This window comes from Pelomonas candidula, from assembly GCF_043555985.1.
GTDB classification, from domain to species: domain Bacteria; phylum Pseudomonadota; class Gammaproteobacteria; order Burkholderiales; family Burkholderiaceae_C; genus Pelomonas; species Pelomonas candidula.
The window spans coordinates 105,141-119,495 of record NZ_JBIGIC010000013.1 but is presented as its reverse complement, the minus strand read 5'-3'; the positions used below and the strand labels follow the sequence as shown (position 1 = coordinate 119,495).

At 68.7% G+C, this 14,355-nt stretch carries 10 protein-coding genes; 4 read left to right on the top strand and 6 right to left on the bottom strand.

Annotated features, from left to right (window positions below; translation table 11 throughout):
• Positions 1 to 7 precede the first annotated feature (7 nt).
• A complete protein-coding gene (locus ACG04R_RS22755) occupies positions 8 to 1,186 on the top strand; it encodes an acyl-CoA dehydrogenase (protein WP_394415917.1) in 1,179 nt (392 codons plus the stop codon).
• A gap of 61 nt (positions 1,187 to 1,247) precedes the next feature.
• Positions 1,248 to 1,709: a YybH family protein gene (locus ACG04R_RS22750; protein WP_394415916.1), complete on the top strand. Its 462-nt coding sequence runs from the start codon at positions 1,248 to 1,250 to the stop codon at positions 1,707 to 1,709.
• Positions 1,710 to 1,977: 268 nt separating this feature from the next.
• Here ACG04R_RS22750 and ACG04R_RS22745 read toward each other — a convergent pair whose 3' ends face one another.
• From ACG04R_RS22745 to ACG04R_RS22720, 6 genes are all read right to left on the bottom strand, one after another.
• Positions 1,978 to 2,754, bottom strand: a complete 777-nt coding sequence (locus tag ACG04R_RS22745) for a glutaminyl-peptide cyclotransferase (RefSeq protein ID WP_394415915.1) — start codon at positions 2,752 to 2,754, stop codon at positions 1,978 to 1,980.
• A 4-nt stretch (positions 2,755 to 2,758) separates the two neighbouring features.
• Positions 2,759 to 3,139, bottom strand: a complete 381-nt coding sequence (locus ACG04R_RS22740) for a low molecular weight protein tyrosine phosphatase family protein (RefSeq protein ID WP_394415914.1) — start codon at positions 3,137 to 3,139, stop codon at positions 2,759 to 2,761.
• Complete coding sequence (locus ACG04R_RS22735; RefSeq protein ID WP_394415913.1) at positions 3,094 to 4,479, bottom strand: TolC family protein; 1,386 nt, start codon at positions 4,477 to 4,479, stop codon at positions 3,094 to 3,096. The genes ACG04R_RS22740 and ACG04R_RS22735 overlap by 46 nt, the downstream gene beginning before the upstream one ends.
• Positions 4,480 to 4,484: 5 nt before the next feature.
• On the bottom strand, positions 4,485 to 6,491 hold the full coding sequence (locus ACG04R_RS22730) for an ABC transporter permease (RefSeq protein ID WP_394415912.1): 2,007 nt from the start codon (positions 6,489 to 6,491) through the stop codon (positions 4,485 to 4,487).
• Between the two features lies 1 nt (position 6,492).
• Positions 6,493 to 7,647: an efflux RND transporter periplasmic adaptor subunit gene (locus tag ACG04R_RS22725; RefSeq protein ID WP_394415911.1), complete on the bottom strand. Its 1,155-nt coding sequence runs from the start codon at positions 7,645 to 7,647 to the stop codon at positions 6,493 to 6,495.
• Positions 7,648 to 7,851: 204 nt separating this feature from the next.
• A complete protein-coding gene (locus ACG04R_RS22720) occupies positions 7,852 to 9,774 on the bottom strand; it encodes a glucokinase (protein ID WP_394415910.1) in 1,923 nt (640 codons plus the stop codon).
• 338 nt (positions 9,775 to 10,112) lie between these two features.
• Between ACG04R_RS22720 and glk the strand changes: the two genes are divergently transcribed.
• Both glk and ACG04R_RS22710 read left to right on the top strand, forming a co-directional pair.
• Complete coding sequence (gene glk, locus ACG04R_RS22715; protein ID WP_394415909.1) at positions 10,113 to 11,105, top strand: glucokinase; 993 nt, start codon at positions 10,113 to 10,115, stop codon at positions 11,103 to 11,105.
• Positions 11,106 to 11,570: 465 nt separating this feature from the next.
• Positions 11,571 to 14,339, top strand: a complete 2,769-nt coding sequence (locus ACG04R_RS22710) for a TonB-dependent receptor (protein ID WP_394415908.1) — start codon at positions 11,571 to 11,573, stop codon at positions 14,337 to 14,339.
• Positions 14,340 to 14,355: the final 16 nt, after the last annotated feature.

Sequence of the window (14,355 nt, the reverse complement as noted above, 5' to 3'; positions counted from 1 at the left end):
GACCGCCATGGCCCACAAGGCAAGCTTTCACTGGGACGACCCGCTGCTGCTGAACGAGCAGCTCAACGACGACGAGCGCATGGTGCGCGACGCGGCGGCGGCCTACTGCCGCGACCGCCTGCGCCCGCGCGTGCTGGACGCCTTCCGCCACGAGACGACCGACGCGTCCATTTTCCGCGAGATGGGCGAGCTGGGCCTGCTGGGCCCGACCATTCCCGCGGAGTACGGCGGCGCGGGGCTGAATTACGTCAGCTACGGCCTCATCGCCCGGGAGGTGGAGCGCGTGGACTCGGGCTACCGCTCGATGATGAGCGTGCAGTCGTCACTCGTCATGGTGCCGATCTTCGAGTTCGGCAATGAGGCGACCAGGCGCAAATACCTGCCCAAGCTGGCCAGCGGCGAGTGGATCGGCTGCTTCGGCCTGACCGAGCCCAACCACGGTTCCGACCCAGGCTCCATGGTCACGCGCGCCCGTGCCGTGCCTGGCGGCTACGAGCTGACGGGTGCCAAGATGTGGATCACCAACAGCCCCATCGCCGACGTGTTCGTCGTCTGGGCCAAGGACGACGGTGGCCAGATCCGCGGCTTCGTGCTGGAGAAGGGCGCGCCGGGCCTCAGCGCCCCGGCCATCCACGGCAAGGTGGGGCTGCGCGCTTCCATCACCGGCGAGATCGTGCTGGACAAGGTCTTCGTGCCCGAGGAGAACGCCTTCCCCGAGGTGCGAGGCCTCAAGGGCCCGTTCACCTGCCTGAACAGCGCCCGATACGGCATCGCCTGGGGCGCGCTCGGCGCGGCCGAGGACTGCTGGCACACGGCGCGCCAGTACGTGCTGGACCGCACCCAGTTCGGCAAGCCGCTGGCGGCCAACCAGCTGGTGCAGAAGAAGCTGGCCGACATGCAGACCGAGATCACGCTGGGCCTGCAGGGCTGCCTGCGCCTGGGCCGCATGAAAGACGAGGGCACGGCGGCCGTTGAGATCACGTCCATCATGAAGCGCAACAGCTGCGGCAAGAGCCTGGACATCGCCCGCATGGCGCGCGACATGCTGGGCGGCAACGGCATCTCCGACGAGTTCGGCATCGCCCGCCACCTTGTCAACCTGGAAGTCGTGAACACCTACGAAGGCACCCACGATATCCACGCGCTGATCCTGGGCCGCGCGCAGACCGGCATCGCGGCGTTCTGATGACTTGAGACATGGCGCAGCGGCGCGGGCATGCTCGGTCTCCCTACATGGAGACGCTGCCATGACGACCCGCCGCCACGCCCTGCTCGCCACCGCCGCGCTGCCTGCCGCGGCCAGCGCCGCCTCACGGGCCGGCTGGCCGGCGCCGGAGGAGATCAACCGCCGCGTCTCCGAGGTCACGGCCACCGAGATCGCCTTCGCGGCGCGCATGGCGAACCGCGATGCTGACGGATTCAGGCGATTCCTGGCGCCGGACACCATCTTCCTGAACGGCAAGACGCCGCTGCGCGGCCCGGAGGCCGTGATGGCAGCGTGGCAGAAGTTCTTCGACGGCCCGAAGGCGCCGTTCTCCTGGGCGCCGGACCTCGTCGCCGTGCTGCCCAGCGGCGATCTCGCGCAGAGCAGCGGCCCCGTCACCGACGCCGACGGCAAGCTCGTGGCGCGCTTCCAGTCCGTCTGGCGACGCAAGGCCACCGGCGGCTGGGAGATCGTTTTCGACCAGGGGAGCGACGTCTGCCGTTGAGCACGGGCACACTGCGGCGATTGTCTTCCTTGCAATCACTGCCAACGGTCTGACCCAGGCCCTTCAAACCGCCCGTGCGGACGACGCCATCTGGTGCGGCGCCGACGCGATCGGCGACACCGCGTACCTCGACCTCGGTGATGCCCGCCTGAGCCGCTTCATCTACGAGCTGGGTGGCGGCGTGCCGGCGGATGCGCTCGACACGATCCGCGAGCACCACCCCGGCCAGACGATCTGGATCGAGGCCGCTGGTGAGGCGACGTAGGTCTCAGCGCGCCTTCGTCAACTGAATCTCGAATAGCTTCGGCCACAGCTTGCCAGTGACAAACAGCCGCTTGGTCTTGGCGTCGTAGGCGATGCCGTTGAGCACGTCGTCGCTGCTGCGGCGTTGCGGCAGCAGGCCGGTCAGGTCGATCCAGCCGGTCACGTTGCCGGTCTTGGGGTTGATGCGGGCAATGCGGTCGGTCTGCCAGATGTTGGCGTAGACCTCGCCGTCCACCCATTCCAATTCGTTGAGCTCGTCGATGGGGCGGCCATCGGCCGTGACCTTCACGCGGCGCAGCTCCTTGAAGCTCAACGGGTCCAGGAAGCGCAGCTCGGGCGTGCCGTCGCTCATGATGAGCTCCTTGCCGTTGTGCGTCAGGCCCCAGCCCTCACCGGCGTAGTTGAACTTGCGCCACAGCTTGAAGGTCTTGAGGTCCAGCACGAAGGCGATGCCTTCCTGCCAGGTCAGGCCGATGATGCGGTCGCCCCACAGCGTGATGCCCTCGCCGAACACCTCGCCCGGCAGGTCCACCTGCTGCAGGACCTTGCCGGTCTCCAGCTCGACCTTGCGGATGCTGGAGCGCCCGCGCAGACCGGTGCCCTCGTACAGAAAGCCCTCGTGGAAGAACAGGCCCTGCGTGAACGCGTCGGGGTCGTGCGGGTAGGTGTGGACAACCTTGTAGCCCTGCACAGGCGTGGCGGCCGAGGCCCAGGGCGTGATGGCCGTGGCGGCCAGCGCGGTCAGCAGCGCGCGGCGCTGCGCAAAGAAAGTCGAGTGCATGCCGTCAGCGTAAATCAAGCAGCGGCGGGACGGCTTGCTGCAACAGTTCAACGAGTTCGGCGTCCATGAAGCGATAGTCGTCGGGGATGTCCAGCACGTGCAGGGCTTTACCGGCCAGCAACCCGGCGTGGTCCTGCGTCAGCCGCGACCTGTGCTTGGTTTCCATGACGAGGATGACGTCGGCCCAGGCCAGGTCCGCCGCGCCGACCTGCTTGCGCGCGCTGGCACTGGTGCCGGCCGGCCGCACATTGAGCGCCGGGTGGCGGCGGAAGACTTGCTCCGCCGTGGGGCTGCGCCACTGGTTGCGGCTGCAGATGAACAGCACGTTCAGCCGTCCGCTCACGCGCCGCCCAGCGCCTTGAACAGCGCCGCCTGCCGCACCCATTGCTGCGCCTGCAGCCGGATGCGGGTCTGCTGGGCGTCCAGCAGTGCGCTGCGGGTCTGCAACCAGTCGGCGCGGTTGATGGCGCCGACGTCGTAGCGCAGCGCGGCCAGGCGTTCGTTCTCGGTCGCCTCGCGCAGCCGGCCGGCGTTGGCGGCGAGCTGCTGGGACAGCCGCTCGGCTTCGATGCGCTGGGTCTCGATGTCGGCCAGCGCGCGCTGCAGCGTGTCGCGCAGTGTCAGCGCAGCCGTGTCGAGCTCGCTGCGGGCGCCGTCGCGCTGCAGGGCCAGGCGCCGCCAGTCGATCATCGGCACGACGAGGTTGGCGGCGAACGATGCCAGCGGCTGCGACAGCCAGTCGCTCGCCTGGGAGCCGCCGGTGCTCAACGCGGCGGAGAAGCTCAGCCGCGGGTAGCGGTCGGCCTCGCTGGCGCGCAGCCGGGCCAGCGACGCATCCACCGAGAGGCGTGCCTTCTGCACGTCGGGCCGGCGGGCCAGCACGTCGGCGGGTTCGGTAAGCCGCCAGCGGGGCGGCTCGCCGGTGGGCAGCGCGGCGTCGGGCATGGGGCCGGGCAGGGGTTCGTCGAGCAGCAGGGCCAGGATGTGGCGCTGCAACTGCGCGTCGGCGCTGAGGTCGGCCAGGCGCGATTCGGCGGCCTGCAGGTCGACGGCGATCTTGTCCAGCTCGACCGGCAGCAGCTTGCCTTCGCGCACGCGTTGCCGCGTCAACTCCAGCGTCTCGCGCGTGATGGCGAGCTGGGCTTCGGCCAGCGGGCGCTGTGCGCGGATGGCGGCAAGATTCCAGTAGGCCTCGGCCACCTGGCTGCGGATGGACAGCCGAGCGGCCTCGATGTCGGTGCGCGCGGCCTCGGCGTTGGCGCGCTGCGCGGCGTTGGCCTGGCCCAGGCGGTCCCAGAGGTCCAGCTCGTAGCCGACGCCCAGCGACGCGCCGTAGCTGCGGCTCCAGCCGGTGGACGTGGTGACGGGCACGGTCACGCCGCCGATGTCGATGTTGCGCGTCGTGCTCTGCGTCTCGACGGGGCGGCTGGCGTTGTAAGACAGGCTGGCGCTGGGCGACCAGCGCAGCGCGCCTTGCTCGGCCAGCAGCTGCGACTGCCTCCAGCGCTGCGCGGCCAGCGCGATGTCACGGTTGGCGGCCAGTGCGCGGGCCTGCAGCGCGGCGAGCGTCGGGTCCAGCAGGCCGGCCCAGTCGGGCGCCGTGTCGCCGCCGGCGAGGCTCCAGGTGGTCGGCGCAGGCACGTCGGGCGACTGCGTGGCGGGGCCGGTCGCGCAGCCCGCAAGCAGCCCGGCGGCGAGGGCGATCAGCGTCAGTCTTGTCTTCATGTTCTTCATTCCCGTGCGAGAGCGTCGACGGGGCTCAGCGCCGCCGCGCGTCGTGCCGGCAGCGTGCCGAACACCAGCCCCACGCCGCTGGACACCGCGAACGCCACGCCCAGAGCGGCCCAGCTGATGATGACCTTCAGGTGGTCCTGCGCCGCATTCAGCACCTGCGCGGCCAGCCAGCTCAGCAGCACGCCGACGAGGCCGCCCAGGCAGCAGAGCACGACGGCCTCGATGAGGAACTGCAGCCGCACATCGCCCTGGCGCGCGCCGACGGCCATGCGGATGCCGATCTCGCGGGTGCGCTCCGACACCGACACCAGCATGATGTTCATGACGCCCACGCCGCCCACCAGCAGCGAGATGGCGGCCACGCCGGCGAACAGCGCGGCCATCGCGCTCGTCACGCTCTGGAACTTGCGGAACTCCTCCTCGCCGTTCCAGGTGCCGAAGTCCTCGGCACCGTGCAGCGCCTTCAGCCGGTGGATGATCTGCGCACGCACCTGCTGCGGCGGCACGCTGAGGTCCAGCAGCACGTCGAAGTTGTCGACGTCCGCGCGGGCGTCCAGCTTGCGAGAGAACGTGGTGTGCGGCAGGTAGAGCTGCGGCAGCCAGCTGCCGAAACTGAACGCGCCGCCCTCGGGTGCGACGACGCCGACGACCGTGAAGGGCAGGGCGGCGACCGGTGGTGGCGCCACGCCGGGGGCCACCTCGGGCTGGCCGATGGTCGGGTTGACGAACACCAGTTGGCCTACGGGCGACTCGTTCTTCTTGAACAGCGCGTCGCGGGCCTTCTCGTCCAGCACGACGACCTGGCTGCGCGTCTCGAAGTCCATCGTGCTGAAGTAGCGGCCCTGCACGACCTTGAGCTTGCGGGCGCGCAGCGTGTTGGGGTCGCCGCCGACGGCCTCCAGCATCGCGTCACGCGAGGCGTGGCGGGCGGTCAGCTGCAGTTGCCGGTTCAGCGTGATGCCCTTGACTCCCTCCAGCGCTCGCAGCGACTCGATCTCGTGGGGGCCGAACGGCTTGGGCACGGCCCCCGGCGGCAGCGCCGGGTTGCCGCGCCAGACGGGGATGCGGCCCGACATCATGCTGGCCACGTCGCCCTCGATGGAGGATCGCGCCGCCGACGACAGCGCCACGATGCTGACCACCGATGCAATGCCGATGCTGATGCCCAGCATCGACAGCGCCGTGCGCAGCCGGTTGCCCTTCAGCGCCAGCAGCGCGGTCGTGACGGCCTCGCGCCACTGCACCTGGATGCGGCGCAGCGCGCCGCCCTCCTTGACCGGCGGTGCGTCGCTGGGCAGTTCGGTGGGCGGCACGTGGCCTGCCGGCGTGCCGTTGTCGGCGACGACCTTGCCGTCCTTCAGCTCGATGACGCGGCGCGCGTGCGCGGCCACGGCGGCATCGTGCGTGACGAGGATGATGGTGTGGCCGCGCTCGTTGAGCTCCTTCAGCAGCCGCAGCATCTCGGCGCCGGAGGCCGAGTCCAGTGCGCCGGTGGGCTCGTCGGCCAGGATGATCTGGCCGCCGTTCATCAGCGCGCGCGCGATGGAGACGCGCTGCTGCTGGCCGCCGGACAGCTCGTTGGGCCGGTGGTGCAGCCGCTCGCCGAGGCCCAGGCGCTCCAGCAGCGCGCGGGCGCGGCTCGCGCGCGGGCCTGCGCCGACGCCGGCGTAGACGGCCGGCAGCGCCGCGTTGGCGCGGGCGTCGAGGTGGGGCAGCAGGTGGTAGCGCTGGAAGATGAAGCCGAAGCGCTCGCGGCGCAGCGCGGCGAGCTCGTCCGGGCCCAGCGTGCCGGCGTCCTTGCCGTCGATGACGAAGCGGCCGCGGGTGGGGTTGTCCAGGCAGCCCAGCACGTTCATCAGCGTGCTCTTGCCGGACCCGGACTGGCCCATGATGGCGACGAACTCGCCGGCCTCGATGGACAAGCTGACGCCGTCCAGCGCAGGCACGTCGATCTCGCCCAGCTGGTAGTGCCGGGCGACGTCTTTCAGCTCGATGAGGGCCATGTCAGCTGCTGGCCGCGCTGGCCGCCGATGCCGCCGCGTCCGGCCCGCTCGGCGGCGCCAGCAACACCTTCTCGCCGGCCTTCAGCCCGTCGAGGATCTGCACCTTGGCGCCGTCCTGCAGGCCCACTTTCACCTGGCGCGGCGTCTGCTTGTTCGCTGCGTCCAGCACTTGCACCGTGAAGCGGCCGTCCTTGCCGCGCTCGCCCAAGGCGACGATGGGCATGGTCAGCACCTGCCTGACCGAGCCGGTCTCGATGTCGACCTGCACGGTCATGTCGCTGAACAGCGCGCGGTCGCGGTTGTCGACCTCGAACAGCACGTTGTAGAACACCGCGTTGCCCGCACGCTCCGGCACCGGCTGGATGACGCGCACCTTGCCTTCGTAGCGCTTGCCTTCGCCCGACAGCGTCGAAAAGCGTGCCACCTGGCCCACCTTGATGGCCTGGATGTCGGCCTCGGGCACCTTGGTGCGCACGGTGATGGTGTCCAGGTCGGCCAGCGTCAGGATGACCGGCGTGACCTGCACCGAGATCAGCGTCTGGCCCACCTGAACCGGCAGGTTGACGACGGTGCCGTTCATCGGCGCCGTGATGCGCGTGTAGGAAAGGTTGACCTTCTTCTTGTCCAGGTCGGCCTGCAGGCGCTGCAGGTTGGCGGCCTGGCCGCGCAGGTCGGCCTCGATCTTGGCGAGCTCGATCTCGGCCTTTTCCGCCTCGTTGCCCGACGTGGCCTGGCCGGCCAGCAGGCGTTGCTGGCGCTTCAGTTCGCGGCGCGCGGCGTCGGCGTCGATGCGGCGGGCGTCGATCGCGGCGCTGGCCTGGGCGACGGCGGCCTCGGCCTGGGCCACGTCACTGCGCGCCAGGTCGGGGTCGAGGCTGACGAGCAGGTCGCCCTTCCTGACCTGCTGGCCCAGCTCGACGTGGATGGTCTGGATCTGGCCGCTGACCTGAGCGCCGACGTCGACCTTGGTCTTGGCCTGCAGCACGCCGGCGGCCTGTACGGCCTGGGTCACGTCCGCCAAGGCGACAACGCCGGTGGGCGGCGGTGGGGGCGGCGGCGTCGGGTGCGTGAACCACCAGCCGGCGGCGCCCGTGGCCAGCACCGCCACGACGATCAGGCGCAGGCGCCAGCGTTTCAGGAACGAAGCCTTTTTCATGTCTCTCCCAGGACGTCGGGGTCTGAGCCCTTTGGACGGCGGCCGGATCAAACGGGCCGGCTTGATTGATGAGCGCGCCGCAGGGTAGCAAGAAGCCGGACGCGTCAGGGCCGAATGCGACGCATCCTCGTGAGTGAAAAAGACCTTGGCGAAAGTCATGCACGCGCCGGCAGGGCGCGTGGGGTCAGGACTTGCTTGCCAGGTTCAGCGGCTGTGCGATGTCAGCCGCGCCAGCGGCGACGCCATGCTGACGCCCGGCGCCGCTGTGCTCGCGCCGCGTGTTGGCTTGCTCACGTCTTCCTCGGCGCCGTCGCCCAGCGCCGCAATGCTCTCGGGATTGCGGCGCATCGCCACGCCCACGGCCAGGATGTCGATGACCAGCAGGTGCAGGATGCGGCTGACCATCGGCAGGTGGGTCTCGATGTCCTCGACGTGGTCGACGATCAGTGTCACGTCGGCCTTCTTGGCCAGCGGACTCTGGCTGGCCGTGATGGCCACGACCTTGGCGCCGCGCTCCTGCGCGCGCTCGACGACGTTCAGCAGCTCAGGCAGCCGCCCGCCGCTGCTGATGACGACGGCCACGTCGCCCTCGCGCAGCACGTCGGCCGCGAGCAGCTGCAGCCGCGGGTCGGTGTAGGCGCCGCAGGGCATGCCGAAGCGCAGGAACTTGAACTGCGCGTCCTGCGCGACGACGCTGTAGTGGCCCAGCGCGAAGAACTCGATGCGGCCGGCGGCCAGCAGCATCTCGGTCGCGCGGTCGATGGTGTCGCGGTTCAGGTGGCTGCGCACCTGCAGGATGGCGCTGGCCGTGTTGCCCAGCACCTTGGCGCCCAGCTCCAGCATGGAGTCGTTGGTGTTGACCTGGGTGTGCGTGACCGGCACGGTGCCCGTCAGGCCGGAGGCCAGGCGCAGCTTGAAGTCCGACAGGCCTTCACAGCCCAGCGAGCGGCAGAAGCGGATGACCGTGGGCTGGCTGACGCCGGCGGCGCGGGCGATCTCGGCGATGGGGTCGTTCAGCACCGAGCGCGGCTGGGCCAGCACGAGGTCGGCCACGCGCAGCTCGGCCGGCGACAGCTCGCTGCGCGCGCGGCGGATCTGGCCCAGGATGGCCGAGCCGGGCGACGCCTGCAGGTTGCGCAGCTGGTTCTCGAGGATGGCCGACGCGCCCTTGAACGTCGCATGCTCGGCCGTGATGACGAAGGTCGGGATGGCCGACACGTACTCGCGAAAACGCCCCTTGTCCTCGAAGCGCTCGCGGAACGGGCTGCGGTCGAAATACTCGCCCAGCCGCGGCACGATGCCGCCGCCGATGTAGATGCCGCCCAGCGATCCCAGCGTCACGGCCAGGTTGGCCGCGGCGGTGCCGAGCAGGCCGCAGAAGACCTCCAGCGTCTCCAGGCACAGTGCGTCATGGTCGTCCAGCGCCTTCTGCGTGATGGCGGGCGCCAGGAGTGCAGGTGCGTCGGCCACGCCGTTGCGGTCGGCCAGCGCGCGGTAGATCAGTTCCAGGCCGGGGCCGGAGATCAGGCGTTCGTAGGACACATGACCGAAGGCCGGGTCCAGCGTTTTCCAGGCGAACTTCAGGATGTCCATCTCCCGCTGGTCGCGTGGCCCGAAGTTGACGTGGCCGCCCTCGGTGCCCAGCGCGATCCAGCCTTCGCCGGCCGGGATCAGGCCCGACACGCCCAGGCCCGTGCCGGCGCCCAGCAGGCCGATGACGCTGGGGCGGCGCGCCTGGCCGCCGCCGACCTGGCGCACATCCACCTCGGCCAGTCGCGGCAGTGCCATGGCCAGCGCCGTGAAGTCGTTGACGACGACGAGGGTGTCCAGCCCCAGGCGCTGGCGCATCTCGTCGATGGAGAACTGCCAGTGGTAGTTGGTCATGCGAACCCGGTCGCCCTCGACCGGGTTGGCTATCGCGATGGCGGCGTGAGCGATCTGCTGCGGTGCTCCGTCCTGCCAGCTCAGTCCCGCCAGATAGGCTCGCACGGCGGCGTGGAAGTCGGCATGGTCGGCGCAGCGCAGCGAGGCCATCTGCGTGAATTCGCCGGGGCCGGTCTCCAGTGCGAAGCGGGCATAGGTGCCGCCGATGTCGGCAAGCAGTCGGGGGCTGTCGAAACGGGGCATGGGCGCGGGGCGGGAAACCAGGAAGGAGGGAAACCGGCGGATTATTCAGCAGGCCGGTGAGGGCGCCCGGGAGGGGCAGGGCGGCCGGAGGCGCGGAACCGGTTGTAGCTTCACTACAGCCAGTTTTGCAGTCGAGTTTCCCCAGGGAGAAGGGCAACATGGGGAATGATGAAAGCGATTCCCGGACCGTTTTCTGACCGCTGGGGTGAGCCTGTATTGTGAAAGTGATGTAGTTTTGCTACCGTCCGCCGCGCCGAAATTTCACCCTTTTGCCCAGTGTCTGCCCAAGCCCTTCCTCTGAACTTTCATCCTTTCTCACTGCTCTGCGGAGTGCAGGCATGAGCGCGCCTTATCCCTGGCTCGTAGCTGACATCGGCGGCACCAACGCCCGCTTTGGCACGGTGCCTGGCCCCGGCGCAGCAGTGGAGGATGTTCGCGTGCTGTCGGTGGCGGGCACGGCCGGCCCCGCGGCGGCCGTGCGGGCCTACCTCGCCGGCAAGCCGGCCGGCGAGCCTGCGCCGCAAAGTGCCGCGTTCGCGCTGGCCACGCCCGTGCGTGGCGACCGCATCGCGCTGACCAACGGCGCCTGGGATTTCTCCCGCTCCGGCACGCAGGCGGAGCTGGGCCTGAAGACCTTTCTGTGCCTGAACGACTTCGAGGCCCAGGCCTTGTCGCTGCCGCGGCTGCAGGCCCATCAGCTGCGTGCGTGGGGCGACGCGCCTGCGGTGACCGGTGAGGTGCCCGTGGGCACGGTGCTGGCGGTCATCGGCCCGGGCACGGGGCTGGGTGTGGGCGGTGTCATCCGCGCGCCCGGCCTGTGGCTGACGCTGCCGGGCGAAGGTGGCCATGCCACGCTGGCGCCGGGCGACGATTTCGAAAGCGCCGTGCTGGCTGCGGCTCGCAAGGAGTTTCCGCACGTGTCGGCCGAGCGCTTCCTGTCCGGCATCGGTCTGCCCGTGTTGTGCCGCTCGGTGGCCGCCGCGCTGGGGCAGGGTGAGGATGTGGCCGCTCTGCCGGCCGACCAGATCGTCGCGCGCGGCTTGAGCGGTGAATCGCCGGCCTGCGCTCGCACGCTGGAGCTGTTCTGCGGCCTGCTGGGCAGCTTCGCCGGCAACGTGGCGCTGACGCTGGGTTCGCGCGGTGGCGTCTTCATTGGCGGCGGCATCGTGCCGCGCCTGGGCGACTACTTCTTCAAGTCGCAATTCCGTGCCCGCTTCGAGGCCAAGGGGCGTCTGCACACCTTCGTCGACGGCATTCCCACCTCCCTCATCACCGACACGCTGGCAGCCCTTTCCGGCGCCTCGCTGGCGCTCGAGCAGGCCGACGCCTGACGCGTCACGGCGGGCGGTGCCCGCCGGCCTGAGGGGTCTCCGCCGCGCCGCGTGACGGCCCGGCGTCCATCTCCCGTCTTCCTTGCCTGCCGACCGTTCGCGCGTGCCGCGCCCGGTCGGCGCAGCCCTGCCTGTTCGTCACATGCTTGCGTACCACCTCATGTTTTGTGGTGTCGCGGCATCTTTGATTGGCTATGTAGTTGAGCTACAGATTTGCGTCTTGTTTTGGTTTCTACGGAGTCGCCATTGCGAATGATCGCCTTTTGCATGCTGGTTTTCCCTTAGTTTTCTGTCGAAATCAGGTCGTTTCTTCGCAACGTCTAGGGTTTACGCAGGTGCGGAGGAAAATCTAGTTTTGATACAAACTAGGCCGAGACGTTGGGTTCTCGCCCAAAAGATGTGCGTCGCCGCCCCGGCGGCACGCCGAGGGCCAAGCGGTTTTCCAATGAACCAGAGGAGACATTCATGACCTTGACCAAAGACAAGCGCGGCTCTCAAGCCGTCGCCTCGTTCCGCATCAGTCCCGTCGCCATCGGCTGCACGCTGCTGATCGCCGCAGCCGCCGCGACCGCCCAGGAGGCTCAGCCCCAGCAACTGGAAACGGTGACCGTCACCGGCATCCGCAAGGGCATCGAGGCCGCGATCTCCGTCAAGAAGAATTCGGACAACATCGTCGAGGCCGTTTCGGCCGAAGACATCGGCAAGCTGCCTGACGTCAGCATCGCCGAGTCCATCGCCCGCCTGCCGGGCCTGTCTGCCCAGCGCGTGGCTGGCCGCGCGCAGGTGATCTCGGTCCGCGGCCTGTCGCCCGACTTCGCGACGACGCTGCTCAACGGCCGCGAGCTGGTGTCCACCGGTGACAACCGCAGCGTCGAGTTCGACCAGTACCCGTCCGAGCTGCTGAGCGGCGTCGTGATCTACAAGACGCCGGACGCCGGCCTCGTGGGCCAGGGCCTGTCGGGCACCATCGACATGCAGACGGTGCGCCCGCTGAACTTCGGCAGCCGCGTGATGAACGTGAACGTGCGCGGCTCGCACAACTCGCTGGGCTCGGCGGCCAACTCCAGCGCCAACGGCAACCGCATCAGCGCCAGCTACATCGACCAGTTCGCCAACCGCACCGTTGGCGTGTCCATCGGCTACGCCCACCAGGAGACGCCGGTCCAGGAAGAACAGGTCGGCCTGTACGAGCCCTGGGGCACGGATCAGGGCTCCCATACCGGCCTGCCGGCCAACACGTTCTCGTCGGGTGGCATCAAGGCGCTGCGCCGCACCGGCAAGAACGAGCGTGACGCGTTGATGGCCACGATCGAGTTCCGCCCGAGCAAGAACTGGACGAGCGTCGTCGATGCCTTCTGGACCAAGGCCAAGCAGGAAGACACGGCCAACCAGATCGAGATCAGCACCGGCTGGGCCGGCCAAGACAGCAACAAGAACAACATTCCGCTGAGCTGGACCAATGTCACCGTCAACGCCAACGGTACGCTGACCGGCGGCACGCTGGTGAATGCCTACCCTCTGGTGCGTGGCATGTACAACAAGCGCAACGACGAGATCGTTGCTGCCGGTTGGAACAACAAGGTCAAGTTCGAGAACGGTGCGTCGGTGACCACCGACCTGAACTATTCGCACGCCACCCGCAACGAAATCAGCCTCGAGAACAACTCTCAGCTCCTGTCGGTCGGCGGCGTAACGCCTGCCGTGCTGGACAGCGTCAAGCTTGCAATGACGTCGGACGGCTTCTCGCAGATCGTGCCGGGCATGAGCTACTCCGACCCGACCAAGCTCTACCTGCAGAACACGATCTACGGTTCGGGCTGGGGCAAGACGCCGAGCGTGAAGGACGAGCTGACCGGCTTCAAGCTGCTGGGCAGCCTGCCGGCGCCGGCGTCGCTGTCGAGCTGGTTCTCCGACTTCGAGGGTGGCCTGACCTACACGGACCGTTCCAAGAAGAAGCGTCAGCCTGAGGGCGCCATCAACCTGGGTTCCCAGGGTGTGACGGCGATCGGCTCCGAGTTCCAGTACAGCCCGGTGAACCTGGGCTTCGCCGGCCTGGGCACCATCCCGGCGTGGAACGTGCCGGGCGCGGTGGCCAAGTACATGACCTTCAACCCGGTGGAGACCGAGAGCTGGCAGATCCCGAATCGCTGGCAGGTGAAGGAGAAGGCGACGACGCTGTACGTCAAGGGCAACATCGACGCGACCACCTTCGGCGTGCAGACGCGCGGCAACATCGGCCTGCAAGTGGTGCAGACGGACCAGTCCTCGCAGTCCAACTACTACGACGGCAACTCCAGCAGCGTGAAGCCGATCAACGGCGGCAAGACCTACACCGACATCCTGCCGGCGCTGAACCTGTCGTGGTCGCTGTCCGACGACCAGACGGTGCGCTTCGGCCTGGCCAAGCAGATGGCGCGTCCGCGCGTCGATCAGCTGAATGCCGGCATCTCGTTCGGTGTGGACGGCTCCACTGGCAAGCCGGGCGGCTCCGGCGGCAACCCCAAGCTGGACCCGTGGCGCGCGAATGCGTTGGACCTGTCGTGGGAAAAGTACTTCGGCAACAAGGCCTACGTGGCTGCCGCCGCCTACTACAAGGACCTGAAGAGCTACATCTACAAGCAGACGGTCGACAACTACGACTGGTCGGCGTTCGTGGCCACGTACGTGCCTCAGCCGGGCAAGCCCGCAGCGCTGCCGACTGGCACGTTCAGCACGCCGCTGAACGGCTCGGGCGGCACGCTCAAGGGCGTGGAGCTCAGCGCGTCGCTGCCGCTGAGCCTGGTCAGCTCGTCGCTGAACGGCTTTGGCTTCACTGCCAGCGCCACGTTCAACGACAGCAACATCCAGATCAAGGACCCCGACAGCGCGAGCAGCGTGGGCAGCGGCCCGATCGCCCTGCCTGGCCTGTCCAAGCGCGTGTACAACCTGACCGCCTACTACGAGATCAACGGCTTCGAGGCCCGCATCAGCCAGCGCAAGCGTTCGGACTTCATCGGTGAAATCGGCAACTTCAACGGCAACCGCACGCTGCGCTACGTCGTGGGCGAAAGCATCACCGACGCGCAGATCGGCTACACGTTCAACGACGGTCCGATGAAGGGGCTGGGCCTGCTGGTACAGGTCAACAACCTGGGCAACGCGGCCTACCGCACCTATGCCGGCACCAAGGACCGCCCGCTTGAGTACATCCAGTGGGGCCGCAGCTACCTGGTGGGCGCGAACTACAAGTTCTAAGCCCTCGTACCCGCCA